Raw genomic sequence first — 16291 nt, forward strand, 5'->3', positions numbered from 1 at the left:
GGTCTGGTGTGGTGAGGCGCTCAGGCGCCGTCGGTCGAATGTCCGGGGAAGAGCACCAGGTCGGGGTCGAGGTCGACCGCAACGTGATTCATCGCGGTCGCGACTTCACCGAATCCGACCGACATGAGCTTGACCTTTCCGTCGTAGTCGGTCACGTCACCGGCGGCGTAGACGCGGGGCAGGTTGGTTCGACCCGAACGGTCGACGGCGATGGAACGGCCTCGCAGTTCGAGGTTCCAGTCGCGGATGGGGCCGAGATTGCTGATGAAGCCGAGAGCGGCGATCACATGATCGGCCGCGACGACGGTTTCCTCGCCGTTCTTCGCCCGAAGCGCCACCTTCGACAACGACCCGGTTTCCAGATCGCCCACCAGGGCAAGGACTTCGGTGTCCGTGTGGATGGCGACCTTGCCCGAACGCACGCGTTCGAGAGTCGCGGCGTGACCACGGAACGTGGCTCGGCGGTGGACCAACGTGACCGATCGGGCGATCGAGGCCAGTGCATCTGCCCAGTCGAGCGCGGAGTCACCGCCACCGACGATGACGACATCCTGGTCGGCATGGACCGTGGGATCGGTGACGAAGTAGGAGAGCGCGGATCCGAGCCATTCGGTACCGGTCTCCATCGCCCGCGGCGTCGGGGTACCGATACCCGCGGTCAGCACGACGGCACCGGCACGAACGATCGTGCCGTCGTCGAGGGTCAGGACCGGCAGGCCGTCCTCGTGGGTCAGCTCGATGGCCTGACGGCCGAGTAGATAGGTCGGTGAGAAGGCACCGGCCTGCTCCACGAGATTCGCGACGAAGTCGCGACCCCGTATCGACGGCAGCGCGGCCACGTCGCGAATCTGCTTCTCCGGGTACAGGGCCATCACCTGCCCTCCTGCCTGGGGGAGAGCGTCGATGACTACGGTCTCCAGCCCGCGAAAGCCGGCGTAGTACGCGCCGTAGAGTCCGGTCGGGCCAGCACCGACGATGGCGACGTCGGTCGTGACGACCGAGGGCTGAATGGTCATCGGGTCTCCTTCGAGTTCGTTGGGTCCTAGGGACAGTAGGCGCCGCCGTCGGATACATCACGTGGATTGGACCGCTGAGCGGAACCGGGCGGGGTTCTCGGTCCGAGAAAGCCGGGCGCGTGGACAAATTCCGGTAGGCGGACCGCTTCGATTGTGGTGTCCGCAACGCAGTGATGTGCTGTGCCGACTCGGAGCGATCGGTCGAGAAGTCGATCGCTTCCCACGACACGAGTGAACTGCACCTGGAGAGCACATATGAGCGAGACGCTGGAACCCCGCGCGGCGTCGACGGTATCGCGCCCTACCGTCGCGACACCGCCGAAAGAAGCGGACCGAGTGAAGACGCCGGCCCAGAAGAAGAAGGACGGCAACCTGCCCGGTAGGCAGGACTGGTCGAGTTGGCCCCTGTATCAGGCAGCCGGAGCAGGCTTTCGCGGCTACTGGTACCCGGTGGTGTTCTCGTCCAAGGTCGGCGAGCGTCCCGTACGGGTCAAGCTGCTCGGCGAGGACATCTTCGTCATCCGCGACCGCGGTGTCGTCCGAGGCATGGCCAATCGGTGCCCCCACCGCGGAGTGCCGCTGAGCTACGGGAACAAGCAGTTTCCCGGCACGATCTCGTGCGTGTACCACGGCTGGACTTTCGATCTCGAGACCGGCGACCTCAAGGCCGCCATCACCGACGGTCCCAAGTCGCCGATCTGCGGCAAGGTCACCCAACCGACCTACCACGTCGAGGAACGACTGGGAATGGTGTGGATTTTCGTCGGCGACGGTGAAGAGCCACACCCCATCGACGAGCAGCTGCCCGAGGAACTCGTCAGCAACGCTGCCGTCATCGGATCGCGAATCATGCCGCGAGAAGGCAACTGGCGCTTCGCCTGCGAGAACGGGTACGACGAGGGACACGCGAAGTACCTGCACCGAACGGCGCTGTGGCGGCTGTTCAAGGCGATGCCGGTGTGGAACACCACCAAGATCGTCAAGCGCGGTCGCTGGATCTACCGAGTTCAGCTGGAACAGTTCTGGGATGCGGACTTCCCCGGCCTCGGCAAGTGGACCGGGAAGGCGTGGTTCAAGAGCAACCCGCCGAAGACCACCACGAACATCGGCAACACCGGTTCACACCGTGAGGTGAACCCGGTGATTGCGGCACAGGAGTTCCCGGGTTTCGCGTCGGTGAGTATGCCGGGTGTTCTGCGTATCGCCTACCCCACCTTCATTCACTACGAGTTCTACGTACCGGTGGACGAGGACAACCACCTCTACGTGGGAGTGATGGCGGATTTCCAAAAGGGGCTCAAGACCATTCCCTTCTACTTCAAGTACCTCGGAGCGGTCCGTTGGCTGTTCCACGGTCAGTTCTCCAGCCAGGACAAGTGGATGGTCGAGGTGACCGATGCACCGCCGGAGAAGCTGTACCGGCCCGACGACTCGCTTCTGCAGTGGCGCAAGCTCGCCGAGGACACGACAGAGGATCGGATCGACGCGTTGGCCGAACAGGGCATCGACGTACCGACCCCGAACTGATCTCACCCTCTGATTCGAGCTCGACCGAAGGAGCAAAACATGTCAATCGTGCTGGGAATCGGGGCATCTCACTCCACGTTGATGAACACCCACTGGGACAAGGTCGTTCACACCGAGCGTGCCGAGGCATTTCGAGAAGGACTCGCGACGGCCCGCGACCGCATCGTCGAAGCACGTCCGGATGTCGTGGTTCTGGTGGGATCCAATCACTTCCGGGGGTTCTGGCTGGACATGATCCCGTCCTTCACCATGGGCGTCGGCGAGGTCGTTGCCGCAGGTGACGGCGGAACACCGAAGGGCCCGCAGAAGACCGATCCCGAATTCGCTCGTGCGTTGGCTCAGTACCTCGTCGATGCCGGCACCGAAGTCGCCATTTCGGCACGCCTGCAGATCGACCACGGTCAGTCCCACGCAATTCAGTACCTGCTCGACGGGATCGACGTCCCGGTGGTGCCGTTGGTGGTCAACGTGTTCGCCGCGCCCCTGCCGACACTTCCTCGTGTCGCCGAGCTCGGTCGCAATATCGCCGCGGCAATCGAGAGCTTCGGTGACCGCCGCGTCGTGGTCGTCGCCTCGGGCGGACTGTCACACCAGTTGCCGTGGCCCAGTGACTGGACCGCTCCCGAGGGCGAGGACGAGGAGTTCCTGGTCGAAGCCTGGTTGAACGGGCGCGGCGAATGGGAACGCTACGACAAGCGGCGACGGGAAATCATCGTCGGAGCGAAGCCGACCATATTCCCGGAATTCGACGAACAGTTTCTGCGCGATCTCGAACACGGAGATCTGCAGAAATACACACAGTGGACGTCCGAGCAGATTGCCGAAAACGCAGGAAACGGTGGCCAGGAGCTACGAACGTGGCTGATGATGGCTGCTGCTCTCGGCTTCGCGCCGGGCAAGACCCTTGCGTATTCGCCGATGCCCGAATGGTTGACGGGAATGGGCGTGGCAGTGATCGAACCCCACACCTTGCCAGGAGAGAAGAACTCATGACTGTCGCATCACCGGTTGCGGTCGGGAAGTCGCCCGCCGCTTCGGCACCCCCGGAAAGCCGCTTCATCGAAGCGGACGGTGCCACGTACCACTACTACGACATCGGCACCGGGCAGGACACGATCTTCCTGCACGGCGGCGGCCCAGGATGCACCGCGTGGAGTGACTTCGGCCCCGTCGCACCGTATTTCGAGGCAGACCGACGTTGCGTGCTGGTGGATATCCTGCAGTACGGGCAGTCGGAGAAGTGCCTGATCGATGGCCCGATGTGGGACTTCCATGCGGCCAAGACGGTGGCGCTGATGGACGCACTCGGCATCGAGCAAGCCGACTTCGTCTGCAACTCGTGGGGTGGAACGATCGCCCTGAACTTCGCTGCCCTGCACCCCGAGCGTGTTCGCTCACTGGTGATCACCGGAAGTATGCCGGTGTTCTACGGTCCACTGGCACCACTTCCCGAGCGCGGTCATCGGGGACGGACCGCACGGGACGTCTACTACGGCGGCGAAGGACCCACCCGGGAAAAGATGCGGACACTGATCACCCGCCTGGAATGGTGCGACCCCGATCGTCTCCCCGAGGAGACCCTGGACATGCGCTACCAGCAGAGCCTCGATCCCGAGGAAACGGCACTCGCTGCGATGTCGGACAGCCCACGCGGCGAATGGCAGGACCTGACACAGCAATTGGGCCTGATCGAGGCGCCCACCTTGTTCATCTGGGGCCGCGAGGATGCATTCCTCACGCCCGACTATCCAATGATGCTCGCGCGCATGATCAAACGCGGCAATCTGCATGTGATGGACAACGTCTCGCACCATCTGCAGGAAGAGCGGCCCGCTGCGTACCACGCGGTGGTGTCCGGATTCTTCACTGCCAGCCAACATCCCTGATCGAGCGAACGAGGACACCGTCGTGAAGATTCTGTACATCCCGCTGGCCATCGGTACCGGGATCGGCGCGCTGCGCTACTTCAGCGGGCGCCTGGCCACCCACCAGCGTCTGATCCCGAACCCGTTGGCACGCGTCAACACCCAAGTACATCGCATCAATCAATAGCACCGTATCGACTGAGTAGGAGCATCCAACGTGACGCAGGAACTCGCACGAACAATTTGGACGGAACTGGCGGGGCTCGACTTCAGTGTCAGCACCATCGACGCAGGTGGCATCCCCACCCGATCGCTTCGGGCAGGTAACGGTGCCGAGCACATCGTGTTCTTGCACGGCACCAGCGGGCACCTGGAAGCGTTCGTCCAGAACATCAAGCCGCACGCGGAGCGCTACACCGTTCACGCGATCGACATGCTCGGCCACGGGTACACCGGAAAGCCGGACTACCCGTACGAAATTCCGCGTTACCGGGATCACTTGCTCGCGTACTTCGATGCCGTCGGTATCGACAAGGCGCACATCGGCGGAGAGTCACTGGGCGGTTGGGTGGGCGGTCGGACCGCAATCGACAACCCCGATCGTGTAGCTTCGCTGCAGATGATCGCGGCCGGTGGAACAGTGGCCAATCCGGAGGTCATGGATCGCATTCGCACGAGTACGCGAAAGGCCGTCGAGACCGACGACGTGGAGTTGACGCGCCGTCGGATGCAGTTGCTGATGCACGATCCGGCCAATGCGAGCGAGGAATTGATCTCGGTTCGGCACACCATCTATCACCAGCCGGATTTCATCGCAGGTATCGACAATCTCCTGTCGCTGCAGAACATGGAGACTCGGCTGCGGAACATCCTCACACCCGAGGACCTCGCTCAGATCACCGTTCCCACCCTGGTCGTGTGGGGGCGCAACAACCCGTTCGGCGACATTCCGGAGGCACACGCGATGCACCAGAACATCGCCGGATCCGAGCTTCTGTTGTTCGAGAACTGCGGCCACTGGCCCCAGCGTGAGCACGCGGACGAGTACAACGCGGCCAGCCTCGCGTTCCTCGAGAAGCACCCGATCGCATGAGTGGGACGATGCGCGCAGCCCGGGTGCACGCGTGGGGCGAAGCGCCGGTCGTCGAAGACGTCGACGTGCCGGTGCCGGCAGCGGGCGAGGCACTCGTCCGCGTCGAGGCCGCATCGGTAGCGCACCTCGACGTGACCGTCGCCAGTGGTGAGTTCGGTATCAAGCCGACGTTGCCGTACACCGGAGGCGTGGAGGGCAGCGGCGTCGTCGTCGAGTCCGCCGTGTTCGAGCCCGGCACCAAGGTCGTTCTGCGCGGCGGTGGCCTCGGACTGTTCAAGAACGGAACGTGGGCCGAGTACGTCGTCGTCAAGGACAAGGCTTTGGTCGAGGTGCCCCACGGTCTTTCACCCGAGGTCGCAGCGACATTCTGGGTTCCGACGACGACCGCCCGCGCTGCACTGGTCGACGTCGGTCGACTCGGGTCGTGGTTGCCCGACGTCGGCAGCGCTGCCGAGGAACACGTCATCGTGGCCGGTGCCGCCGGTGCCGTCGGCTCGATGGTCACCCAGCTGGCCCTGCGGTACGGAGCCACGGTGACGGCCCTCGTAGCCGACCGCGAGCAGGCGTCGCGGGTCCCTGACGGTGCCACCGCATTGGTCGCCGGTGACGACGAGCAGTTCGCCGTACTCGCCGAGCAGCGCGCGGCCACCCTGCTGGTGGACACACTGGGCGGGTCGAATCTCATCGTCAGATCCCGTTGGGTGCGCCCCGGCGGCCGCGCGGTATCGATCGGATACGTCACCGGCAACGACGTGTCGATCGGGCTGTCGAACTGGCTGCTCGACGACGTTGCACTGTTGCCGGTCAACATGATTCGGCGCGAGGAGTCCGCGCGTGCCACGGTTCCCGAACTCGCTGCACTGTTGGCTGCAGGAGATCTGACGCTCGACTACGAGAGTTTCTCGTTGGACGAGACCGGGATTGCGCTCGACAAGCTCGGCGCGGGAAAGGTCCGTGGACGAGCGGTGGTCATTCCCAAGTGACGACCGTGAGCAGAAGGGACTCCGCCGACGAGGCCATCGAGCGCGTTCTCGCACATCTCACGCGAGAACGACTGCTCGCTGCCGTCCGGGCAATGGTGGACATTCCCAGCCCCACCGGCGGGGAAGCACCGCTGGCCGAGTGGATCACGTCGGATCTGGCCTCGGCCGGGGTCGACGCCGAGGTCCAGCGCATCGACTCGAGCCAGGCGAATGCCGTCGCGACCATCCCCGGCGGCGACGGACCGTCCCTTCTGCTCTACGCCCCGATCGACACGTTCACCACCGGTGATCCCGCGCTGGACATCCCCGGCGCGGCCGTGTCGTGGCGGCCGGATCTCGCACCGCGGTCGGTGGTCTCGGGCGACATCGTCGAGGGACTCGGAGCCGGTAATCCCAAGGGCCACGGCGCAGTGGTGCTGGCTGTACTGCATGCGTTGCACGCAGCCGGCGTCACTCCGCCCGGTGACGTCGTGGGCGGCTTCGGAGCCGGCGGCATGCCGAGTTTCGCGGTGTCGGGAGTCGGTGCGCCGGACCGCACGAACACCGGTCACGGTGTCGGCGCGGGGTTCATGCTCGAACGTGGGTACACCACCGACTTCGCCGTCATCGCCAAGCCCGGTTGGACGGTGCTGCACGAGGAGGTCGGGCTCGTGTGGATCGACGTGACCGTGCACGGTGGACACACTTACGTCGGCAGTCGCCACCGCATTCCGTACAGCAACGCAGTTGCGTCGGCCGGCCGCGTGGCCGTCGCCCTTGAAGACTGGCTCGAGGAATACGCACAGCGCCATCGATATTCGACGATGACGCCCCAGGGAATTGTCTCGTCGATCAGCGGCGGCCTTCGCCGGCTCGCGGCGTCGACCCCTGCGGCAGTGACGCTTCGGCTCGATCTGAGGCTGACGACCCGACAGACGCCGGCCACGGTGCTGCGCGAAGTTCGCGCCATGCTGGCCGGGGTGAGCGAGCAGCTCGGCGTGGAGGTGTCGGCACGAGCGGTGGCGGCCATTCCGGCGACCCACACGCCCCCCGACTCACCGGTGATTCTGGCGGCTGTCGATGCCTTCGAGACGGTCTCCGGTTCACCGCACCAGATCATCATGGACAACAGCGGTGCCACCGACGCGAACATTCTTCGCATGCGCGGTGTGCCCACGACTCGGGTCGGAATGCCGAAAGTGGCTGCGGTTCCCGATGGTTCGAGCATCGACTTCACGCGTGGCATGAACCTGGTGGACGTCCGAGAGATGCAGCGGTTGGCAGAAATTCTGATCCGTACCGTGTTCCTCCTGCCCTCGAAAGACGACAGTGCCCGAGCAGGATGACTGCGCCACACCCAGCGTCGCGAACTCGGTGCTGGGCAAAACGCGGTTGATTCTCGAAGCGTTTCGACTCGACGACGACAGCCTCACGTTGACCGAATTGGCGCAGCGCACCCAGATATCGAAAGCATCGGTACACAGGCTCAGCCGGGAACTCCTCGAATGGGGAATGCTCGAGCGGTCCGGTCTCGAATATCGCCTCGGGATGCGGGCTTTCGAGTTGGGGAGCCGCGTCCCGAGGTTACGTGTTCTGCGTGACGCCGTCCGACCGTTCATGGAGACCCTGCATCACCGGACCCACGAGACAGTGCATTTGGCGGTGCTCGACGGCCACGAAGTTCTGTACCTCGAAAAGGTCGCCGGCGGCCCCGCTTCTGCCCGCCCGTCACGGATCGCGGGTCGGCTTCCGCTGCACTCGACGGCCACCGGGAAGGTGCTGCTCGCGTTCGGGCAGCCGAAGCTGTTCAACGATCTGCTCGCCAGGGGCCCGCTGGAGCGGGTGACCCCGGCGACGATCGTGCTACCCGGCATGTTGGCCGAGCAACTTCGCCGAGCGAGGGCCGACGGGTACGCCTCCGAACGGGAAGAGATGACCGCAGGCTACTGCTCGGTCGCTGCGCCCATCTTCGGGCCCACCGGCCTGCTGTTGGCGGCGGTGTCGTTGACTGCGTCGGCCGCCCGATCGGACCTGCCGCAGTTGGCCACACTGGTGAAGTCGCTGAGCGACAACGTCTCTGCTACCGGCGTGGTCAACTGACCCCTAGCTCATCGACCCTCGAACTGCGCAGCACGCTTGTCGAGGAACGATCCGATGCCCTCGGCGGCGTCGCGTAGCTCGAGGTTGGCCATGACGTGTTGCTCCTCGACCGCCATGGCCTCGTCGATGGGCAGGTGCAGGCCGCGATCGATCACGGACTTCACCAAACCGATCGTGGCGGTGGGACGGTCGGCGAGTCGACGTGCTTCGCGGGCAACAACGTCCTCGAAATCGTCACCGGCGACCACGTCGACCAAGCCTTCTCGTAGAGCTTGCTCCGCCGTGAACTTGGTGGCGTCGATGATGAATCGTTTGGCCCGATGTGCGCCGACCAAACGGGGCAGCCGTTGCGATCCACCGGCACCGGGGAAGATCCCGAGATCTGTCTCCGGAAATCCGAACATGGCCTTTGCGTGCAGGATTCGCAGGTCGCAGGCCAGCGACAGTTCGGCACCTCCACCGAGTGCATGGCCGTTCAGCGCTGCGATCACCGGTTTGGGAGCCAGTTCGAGCAAGCGTTGCACCACCACCCATCGACGCATGTCCCGATAGGTATCGGGATCGAGTCGTTGCATGACCCGCAGATTCGCTCCACCGACGAAGATTCGGTCCTTGCCGCGAACCACCACGCATCGCACCGTCGGGTCGTCCAGCACGGTGGGAAGATGTGTGATCATCGATTCGATGAGTTCCGGATCGACGATGTTGATCGGCCCGTGGTCGATCACCACGGTGACGATGTCGCCGTCGCGCTCGTAGCGGTGGCCGGTCGGTTCGGTACTCATGAAAGAACTCCTTCGTTGTGCAGGTCGACCAGCTCGTCCGCAGTCAGACCCAGCTGTTCGACGAGGATGTCGTCGGTGTGTTGGCCCAGAAGTGGTGCTGCTGTGCGTAATGCACCCGGGGTAGCGGACAGGTGGGCGACGAGACCCTCGTGCGCAACGGATCCCGCCAGTGGGTGTTCGAGGGTGGGGTAGAAATTGCGGGCGCGCAGCTGTGGGTCCGTGTCCACCAGGTCTCGTCCGTCGCGGACGGGATATGCGGCGATTCCCTGGCGCTGCAGGCGCTCCGCGAGCACGTCGGCGTCCGTCGTCGCGGCCGTCTGCGTCAGCGTTTCCCATGGATCGTGCTCGACGGCCGTCCCGATCGACGTGAGCGCGTCGTTCAGCGCGTCGGGAGTGCAACTCCCGACCGCTATCCATCGGTCGTCACCGAGGCTCTTCAGGATTCGTGCCGAGTCGGTCGGAACATCGCCTGCCAGCTGGCTTTCGAGAGTGGCGGTGCCCAAATTCGAGGCCATTGCTTCGAGCTGCGACAGGTCGACGTGACCGCCTTCACCGCGATAGAGCAGTTCGAGTGCGCCGATGACAGCCGAATTCGCAGCGACCATGTCGCCGAGTCCGAATGTGAGCCCCTGCGGATCGCGATCGGCCCGTGCTGTCTCCGCTGTCAGTCCGGACATGGCCGCGAGGGTGTCGGCGAAGGTCACGGCATCGCGCCACGGTCCCGTCTGGCCGGTCCCGGCCATGGACACCAACACGACGCCGGGGTTGATCTTCCGAAGTTGTTCGTAGTCGAGCCCCCATCGCGCCAGGACGCCCGGGCTGAAATTTTCCACGACGACGTCGACATCCGCGGCAAGGCGACGCAAGAGATCCTGGCCGGCTTCGGTTTTCAGATTCAACGCAACGCTTCTCTTGTTGCGGTTGAAGTTGAGGAAGTAGCCACCGTCGTCGAATCCGGCGTCGGGGCGCAGTCTCATCCCCGGCGAGAAGCGGGTGGGGTCCTTGCGGTGGTACGACTCCACCTTGAGAATGTCGGCGCCGTGTTCGGCGAATGTCTTGGTGACGTACGGGCCGGCCAGAACCCAGGTCAGATCGAGAACGCGGACTCCGTTCAGTGCGCCTGTGGTGCTCGCCCCGTCGGCCGGCGCGCGTTCGTCGCGATGTACCTCGGACGCGTCGTCGCGCGGGTTCGGTCGCGGAACGGCCCAGGCCTCGGCTGCCGTGACATCGCGAGGCTCGGCGAGGCGGACGGGTCTCGGTAGCGCGGGTGACTCCCAGCCGAAGCCGACGTCCCGGTAGCTGCCCATGCTTCCACTGTGGACGAAGAATTGTCGATCCAGTAGCTGCGGATTGTCCAGCAGCGCAGGTCCGTTCGCCACCTCGGCCCAGGGCAATGCTCGACGACGGGCCTCCTCGGCGAACGGTCCGGCTGAGCGTCGACCGGTGAAGCGGGACACCACTGCATCCACGTGTGCTCGCTCGCGCCACCGAATCTCGTTGTCCTGCCAGCGGTCGTCCGCCAGATCCTCGGCCTCGCCCTCTTCGACCATCCAGGCCAGAAGGTCCGTCCACATGCGGGGTGATCCGGAATAACCGCCGGCGAGGAACCCGTCGGATGCCCGGAACACTCGGTGGGCGACGTGACCGTAGATGCCCGAGGTGCGTCCGGGAATGGTCCTGCCGTGGATCCACGAGATGGCACCGATCTCGAGCGTGGCCGCGACGGCCTCCTGCGCAGAGATCTCGACCAATTGCCCCGCGTTCGTTCGACGTCGTGCAATGAGGGCGAGCAGTGCGCCAATGGCACCGTGGGTGCCGGCGAGTTGAGTTCCCTGCTCGCGTGGCGGTGGCTCGGGGGCCTGCCCGGCATCGCCGCAGAGCCACGCCATCCCGCCTGCTGCGGTGATCACGGTGTCGTCGCCGAGCCACTCTCGGCGTGGGCCCGAATTGCCGAACGGGGTGATCACCGTGTGCACGACCGCGTCCCACAGCGACGGCCTACCCTCGCGCAGAGCAAGGGTGCGAAGCCTGGGTGCGGGGCCGGACTCGAGCACCACGTCGGCCTGGGCGATCAGTTCGATCAACGTGGTGTCCGAGACGGTCCCCGAATGTCGAAGGACCTTCTTCCCAGCGTGCCAGTGCAATCGGTCTGCCGCCGAATCCGAACTATCGTGGAGGGCTACCCGTACGACGTCGGCACCGAGGCCGACGAACACACGCGCGGCCTGATATCCGAGCCGGTCGGTGAGGTCCAGTACGCGAATCGCAGGAACGGACAAGTGAAAGCTCCTAATCTTGTTGGTGCGCTTCGGCATCGAACGCGGAGGTCGGAATGCCGCGATCGCGCAGTGCGCGCCGGTTCAGTTTCTTACTGGCCGTGGTCGGCAAGGCCGTCTCCACGTTGACGTACCGGGGGACCGCGTGGCGCGGTAATTCCTGCGCGCAGTATCGAAGAAGATCGCGCGGGCAGATGTGTCGTCCGTGACGGGGGACGACGGCGAGCAGAACCTCGTCCTCGGTCAGCTCGGACGGCACGCCGACCGCAGCAGCCTGGGCAACGTCCGGGTGGCCGGACGCCACCCACTCCACTCGTTCGGCATCGACAGTCAAACCCCGGCGTCGGATCGTGTCTGCGGTTCGCCCCTCGTAGTAGAGCCACCCGTCGACCAGACGCCCGCAGTCACCGGTGACGAACCAACCGTCACGCCAGGCTTTTCGGGTGATGTCGGGTTCTCCGACGTATTCGGTGAAGGTCAGGTTCTCGCCACACGGCCGTACCTCGAGCGAGCCGGGCGTTCCGTCGTCCACCGAACGTCCGTCATCGTCCACCACGCGCACTCGATAATCGTCGACGACTCGACCGGCCGCGCCCGGGCGCGGCACCACATCGGTCGTGGCCACGTCACCGAGCTCGGTCGATGCATACGCCTGCCGTAGCTCGACACCGAAGCGCTCCGCCACGCTGTGGAACATCCAGTCCGGTGCAGGCCCGCCGTAGGCGCGCGAAATGGTATGAGCGCGATCGTCTTCGGTGGCGGGGGAGCGAAGCAGAATCGCGCACACCGCACCCATGAAGTTGAAGGCGGTGATGTGCTCTTCCCTGGCGGTACGCCAGAACCGTCGGGCGGAGAAGTCGTCGACCACCAGTCGGGCCCCGGACATCACCGCGGGTAGGAACGCCGCATGACGGGCATTGACGTGTTGCCAGGGAAACACATTGAGCAGCACGTCGTCGGAGCCGTAATGCATGGCGCGGCAGACACGTCGGGCCTGACCGAGCCCGACTCCATTGCACAGAAGAGCGCCTTTCGGGCGCCCTCCGGTGCCCGACGTGACCATGATCGCGGCCGGGTCGCCCGGGGACGTTCGATGACGCGACGGTGTGGTCCCGGTTCCGTCCGTCACCGCAGCCAGGCCGTCGACGTGGCCGTCGACAGTCATCGTTGCGACACCGACGGATTCGCCGAGCCGAATCAGATGCGGCTCCATGGCCAGCCGCGCCGGAGACGCGACAACGAGCACAGCGGAGGCCGCAGTCATCAGCTGACGAGCGACATCGGGATCCAGTGCCGTCGGGATCGGCAGCTCGATCGCTCCGAGCCAGGAGATGGCCGTGGTGAGTGTCGCGGCCGCGGGTCCGGACGAACACGCGGTCGCGACAACGCTGCCGGCACCGACGACATCGGCCATCGAGCCGGCCATGGCCAGGGCGTCCTCGAGTAGCCGACCGGCGCTGATACTCGGCCCGCCGACGCGACGGATCACTTCACCGTCGGCGTCGGCGTGGGCGCGGAGCTCGACTGCCTCGGCCCACGAGGTCGGGTCGATCACGCCGGGAGTGCTTCCCTTTCGGCCACGAGACCGAGAGCGATGTCGATGATCATGTCCTCCTGGCCACCGACCAGTCTGCGGCGGCCACATTCCATCAGTAGGTCACGAACGTCGACTCCGTAGGCACTCGAGGCAGCCTCCGCATGCCGAAGGAAGCTCGAGTACACGCCTGCGTAGCCGAGCGTCAGCGTCTCGCGGTCGACGCGGACCGGTCGATCCTGAAGCGGACGAACGATGTCGTCGGCGGCATCCTGCAGCGCGAACAGGTCGCTTCCGTGAGTCAGCCCGGTCAGGTTCGCAGCGGCGATGAAGGCTTCGATGGGGCAATTGCCTGCCCCGGCTCCGTGTCCGGCCAGCGACGCGTCCACTCGGTACGCGCCGTTCTCGACCGCTACCAGCGAATTGGCAACGGACAGAGACAGATTCTCGTGAGCGTGGATGCCGATCTGGGTTTCCGGTTCGAGCACGTCGCGGTAGGCGCGAACTCGAGCCTGGACGTCGCCCATCGTCAGGCGACCACCCGAGTCGGTGACATATACGCAGTGGGCGCCGTACGACTCCATCAACTTGGCCTGCTGTGCCAGAGCCTCGGATTCTGCCATGTGCGACAGCATCAGAAAGCCGGACACATCCATCCCGATCTCGCGGGCCGCGGCAATGTGCTGGGCGGAGATGTCTGCTTCCGTGCAGTGAGTGGCAACGCGTACCGACCGGACCCCGAGCTCGTATGCCCGCTTCAGATCGTGGATCGATCCCACACCGGGGAGTAGGAGAGTGGTGAGGGTGGCGCGCTGGATCACCGACGCGGCAGCCTCCAACCATGCCCAGTCACTGTGCGATCCCGGCCCGTAGTTCAGCGACGAACCTGCCAACCCGTCGCCGTGCGCCACCTCGATCGCGTCGACGCCGGCAGCGTCGAGCGCGACGACGATGCGGGCAACGTCGGTGGGGGACATGCGGTGCCGAACGGCATGCATACCGTCCCGCAACGTGACGTCCTGAACGTAGATGGGGGTGCTCATCGGAGTGCCACCTTTCGGCTTGCGATGCGTTCGGCGACCTGGATGCCGGCGGAGGTCATGATGTCGAGATTGCCTGCGAAGGCGGGGAGATAGTCTGCAGCGCCTTCGACTTCGAGAAACACCGAGACCTGATGTGTGGGCCGCGGTGCGGACGGGTCGGCAAGCAACGTCTCGACGGGCTGATCGTCGGGGACCGCGACAACCTGGACCTCCTGCTTCAACCGATAACCGGGCACGTAGGCGGAGACATCGGCCACCATCGCGGACACGGATTCGCGGATACGTTCGGTGAGAGCACCACGACCGTCGTCGGTCACGAGAGCAAACACGGTGTCGCGCATGATCAATGGCGGCTCGGCCGGGTTGAGCACGATGATTGCCTTACCGCGTGCTGCGCCGCCGACGGTCACGATCGCCGCGGATGTGGTCTCGGTGAACTCGTCGATGTTCGCGCGGGTTCCCGGCCCCGCAGATCGGGATGCGATCGACGCCACGATTTCGGCGTAGGCGACGGGAACGACGCGGTTGATGGCCGCGACCACCGGAATGGTTGCCTGCCCACCGCAGGTGACCATGTTGACGTTGCGCGCGGCGATGTGGTTTTCGAGGTTGACGGCCGGGATGACGTACGGCCCGATCGCGGCCGGGGTCAGGTCGATCATCGTCTTTCCAAGTGGTTCGAGCCGAGCTGCATTGGCCTGGTGGGCTTTTGCCGACGTCGCGTCGAACACGATGTCGATCTCGTCGAACCCGTCGAGCTCGATCAATCCCTCGACTCCACGATGGGTGACGGGTACGCCGAGTGCTCGGGCACGCGCGAGGCCGTCGGAGTCGGGATCGATCCCGACCATGGCACCCATCTCGAGTACCTCGGAGCGGCCGATCTTCATCATCAGATCGGTCCCGATGTTCCCAGATCCGATGATGGCGACTCTGGTGGCGATTGGCATGGGCTTACCTCACTCACGGACTGCGGCGTCACTGCCGTTGTGGCAGAACTGCTCCAGCTTCACAGCTGAACGGCGATCGACGCACGAATCGGGTCCGTTGAGCGATACGGCCTATGCCAGACGTTGCGCCGGAAAAGCGCTCGGCGTGCTCATGGCCGCGTGGGTGTGCTGCCGAGTGATGGCGTGCGAGGCGAGCCGCAGTGCGTTGATCAATGCGGCGTCACCGGTGTGGTCCACCGGCACGGTCAGGGACAGTGCCGCAATGGCGTTGTCGCCGGAATCGTAGATGGGCACGGCGAAGCTCTTGTATCCGACCAGAGCCTCTTCGCGCTCCGTCGCCAGGCGCTGATTACGGATCGACACCATCTCGCGGCGGACGGCGTGCATGCTTCGCGCGCTCTGCGCGGTCAGCCGTGGAAAGTCGCTCTCCACCAATTGGTCGAGCAGCCGATTGGAGTCGGGAGCCATTGCCAGAAGCAGCTTTCCGGACGCTGTACACGTCAGTGGGAGACGGCCGCCGACACGGGAGAGCGAGTGCACGCTCCGCGTTCCTCCCAGCTTCTCCAAGTAGCACGTGTGCGTGCCCTCGCGAACCGCCAGGTGTGCGGTTCCCCGCGTCGACGCGACGAGATCGACGAGGACCGGCCGGCCCACTCGGCGAAGCAGAGATGTGCTGCCTGCGCGCTGACTCAGGGCGAACACGCTGAACCCGATTCGGTACTCGTGACCGACCCGCTCGAGCAAGCCGAGTGCCACCAACTCCTGGGCCAACCGATATACCGACGGCTTGGGAACGCCACTGCGCTCACAGAGGTCGACCAGACGTAGCGAGTCGCTGTCACCGTCGAAGGCCGAGAGTATCGAGAAGGCCTTCCCGAGGACAGAGTTGGGCGGAGCCAGCGATGAGTCCTCATCCAGGTCGAACGGGTGTGCCAACACGGACATGGTTGCCTCCTGCGCTCACGGGTGACGGATGTGCGCCCCATCACATCCACCATCATTATCCAGATGGATAACAATGTCCAGCCCGGTGAGCGGATCGAAACGCGTTGTTTACGACGCGTCGAATATCTGGGGTCGGTTCGGTCACCGAAACTCCCCGATACGGCGTCGCTCCGCGGCTGGCACATTGGACCGTCG

Annotated in this window: 15 protein-coding genes; 8 read left to right on the forward strand and 7 right to left on the reverse strand. The window is 64.9% G+C overall.

What is annotated here, in order from left to right; translation table 11 throughout:
• Positions 1–20 precede the first annotated feature (20 nt).
• A complete protein-coding gene (locus tag CH281_RS05160) occupies positions 21–1016 on the reverse strand; it encodes an NAD(P)/FAD-dependent oxidoreductase (protein WP_032385614.1) in 996 nt (331 codons plus the stop codon).
• A 255-nt stretch (positions 1017–1271) separates the two neighbouring features.
• On the opposite strand from CH281_RS05160, the gene CH281_RS05165 reads away from it, so the two are divergent.
• From CH281_RS05165 to CH281_RS05195, 8 genes are read left to right on the forward strand one after another with little or no spacing between them, the layout of a single operon-like run.
• Entirely contained in the window at positions 1272–2543 is a 1272-nt protein-coding gene (locus CH281_RS05165) for an aromatic ring-hydroxylating oxygenase subunit alpha (RefSeq protein WP_082519260.1), read from the forward strand.
• A 39-nt stretch (positions 2544–2582) separates the two neighbouring features.
• Positions 2583–3536, forward strand: coding sequence for a catechol 1,2-dioxygenase (locus CH281_RS05170; protein ID WP_094693249.1), 954 nt, complete (start codon positions 2583–2585; stop codon positions 3534–3536).
• Positions 3533–4429, forward strand: coding sequence for an alpha/beta fold hydrolase (locus tag CH281_RS05175; protein ID WP_048319519.1), 897 nt, complete (start codon positions 3533–3535; stop codon positions 4427–4429). Before CH281_RS05170 ends, CH281_RS05175 begins: the two co-directional genes overlap by 4 nt.
• Before the next feature lie 22 nt (positions 4430–4451).
• Entirely contained in the window at positions 4452–4595 is a 144-nt protein-coding gene (locus CH281_RS26755) for a hypothetical protein (RefSeq protein ID WP_155288885.1), read from the forward strand.
• Between the two features lie 30 nt (positions 4596–4625).
• Positions 4626–5501 carry an alpha/beta fold hydrolase gene (locus tag CH281_RS05180; RefSeq protein ID WP_032385612.1) on the forward strand — a complete coding sequence of 292 codons (876 nt, stop codon included), beginning with the start codon at positions 4626–4628 and terminating at the stop codon, positions 5499–5501.
• Positions 5498–6484 carry a quinone oxidoreductase family protein gene (locus tag CH281_RS05185; RefSeq protein ID WP_256983363.1) on the forward strand — a complete coding sequence of 329 codons (987 nt, stop codon included), beginning with the start codon at positions 5498–5500 and terminating at the stop codon, positions 6482–6484. The genes CH281_RS05180 and CH281_RS05185 overlap by 4 nt, the downstream gene beginning before the upstream one ends.
• A gap of 5 nt (positions 6485–6489) precedes the next feature.
• On the forward strand, positions 6490–7809 hold the full coding sequence (locus CH281_RS05190) for a M20 family metallopeptidase (protein ID WP_256983364.1): 1320 nt from the start codon (positions 6490–6492) through the stop codon (positions 7807–7809).
• Positions 7793–8563, forward strand: coding sequence for an IclR family transcriptional regulator (locus CH281_RS05195; protein WP_094693253.1), 771 nt, complete (start codon positions 7793–7795; stop codon positions 8561–8563). Before CH281_RS05190 ends, CH281_RS05195 begins: the two co-directional genes overlap by 17 nt.
• An 8-nt stretch (positions 8564–8571) precedes the next feature.
• On the opposite strand, the gene CH281_RS05200 is transcribed toward CH281_RS05195, so the two are convergent.
• The 6 genes from CH281_RS05200 to CH281_RS05225 all read right to left on the reverse strand — a co-directional run bounded on the left by CH281_RS05200 (position 8572) and on the right by CH281_RS05225 (position 16096).
• The gene (locus tag CH281_RS05200) at positions 8572–9348 is read right to left on the reverse strand and encodes an enoyl-CoA hydratase/isomerase family protein (protein ID WP_094693255.1); all 777 of its coding nucleotides are present in this window, start codon (positions 9346–9348) and stop codon (positions 8572–8574) included.
• Positions 9345–11627, reverse strand: coding sequence for a CaiB/BaiF CoA-transferase family protein (locus CH281_RS05205; RefSeq protein WP_179274121.1), 2283 nt, complete (start codon positions 11625–11627; stop codon positions 9345–9347). Before CH281_RS05205 ends, CH281_RS05200 begins: the two co-directional genes overlap by 4 nt.
• A 10-nt stretch (positions 11628–11637) precedes the next feature.
• On the reverse strand, positions 11638–13179 hold the full coding sequence (locus tag CH281_RS05210) for an AMP-binding protein (RefSeq protein ID WP_179274122.1): 1542 nt from the start codon (positions 13177–13179) through the stop codon (positions 11638–11640).
• Positions 13176–14201 carry a 4-hydroxy-2-oxovalerate aldolase gene (gene dmpG, locus CH281_RS05215; RefSeq protein WP_094693261.1) on the reverse strand — a complete coding sequence of 342 codons (1026 nt, stop codon included), beginning with the start codon at positions 14199–14201 and terminating at the stop codon, positions 13176–13178. Before dmpG ends, CH281_RS05210 begins: the two co-directional genes overlap by 4 nt.
• Positions 14198–15151, reverse strand: coding sequence for an acetaldehyde dehydrogenase (acetylating) (locus CH281_RS05220; RefSeq protein ID WP_048319528.1), 954 nt, complete (start codon positions 15149–15151; stop codon positions 14198–14200). Before CH281_RS05220 ends, dmpG begins: the two co-directional genes overlap by 4 nt.
• Positions 15152–15262: 111 nt before the next feature.
• Entirely contained in the window at positions 15263–16096 is an 834-nt protein-coding gene (locus CH281_RS05225) for an IclR family transcriptional regulator (protein WP_094693263.1), read from the reverse strand.
• Positions 16097–16291: the final 195 nt, after the last annotated feature.

It is taken from the genome of Rhodococcus sp. 06-221-2, assembly GCF_002258365.1.
GTDB lineage: Bacteria > Actinomycetota > Actinomycetes > Mycobacteriales > Mycobacteriaceae > Rhodococcoides > Rhodococcoides fascians.

Excerpts from the sequence above, each read along its gene's own strand:
- CH281_RS05160 (WP_032385614.1), bottom strand. The coding sequence starts at position 1,016 with ATGACCATTCAGCCCTCGGTCGTCACGACCGACGTCGCCATCGTCGGT.
- CH281_RS05165 (WP_082519260.1), top strand. The coding sequence starts at position 1,272 with ATGAGCGAGACGCTGGAACCCCGCGCGGCGTCGACGGTATCGCGCCCT.
- CH281_RS05170 (WP_094693249.1), top strand. The coding sequence starts at position 2,583 with ATGTCAATCGTGCTGGGAATCGGGGCATCTCACTCCACGTTGATGAAC.
- CH281_RS05175 (WP_048319519.1), top strand. The coding sequence starts at position 3,533 with ATGACTGTCGCATCACCGGTTGCGGTCGGGAAGTCGCCCGCCGCTTCG.
- CH281_RS05185 (WP_256983363.1), top strand. The coding sequence starts at position 5,498 with ATGAGTGGGACGATGCGCGCAGCCCGGGTGCACGCGTGGGGCGAAGCG.
- CH281_RS05200 (WP_094693255.1), bottom strand. The coding sequence starts at position 9,348 with ATGAGTACCGAACCGACCGGCCACCGCTACGAGCGCGACGGCGACATC.
- dmpG (WP_094693261.1), bottom strand. The coding sequence starts at position 14,201 with ATGAGCACCCCCATCTACGTTCAGGACGTCACGTTGCGGGACGGTATG.
- CH281_RS05220 (WP_048319528.1), bottom strand. The coding sequence starts at position 15,151 with ATGCCAATCGCCACCAGAGTCGCCATCATCGGATCTGGGAACATCGGG.
- CH281_RS05225 (WP_094693263.1), bottom strand. The coding sequence starts at position 16,096 with ATGTCCGTGTTGGCACACCCGTTCGACCTGGATGAGGACTCATCGCTG.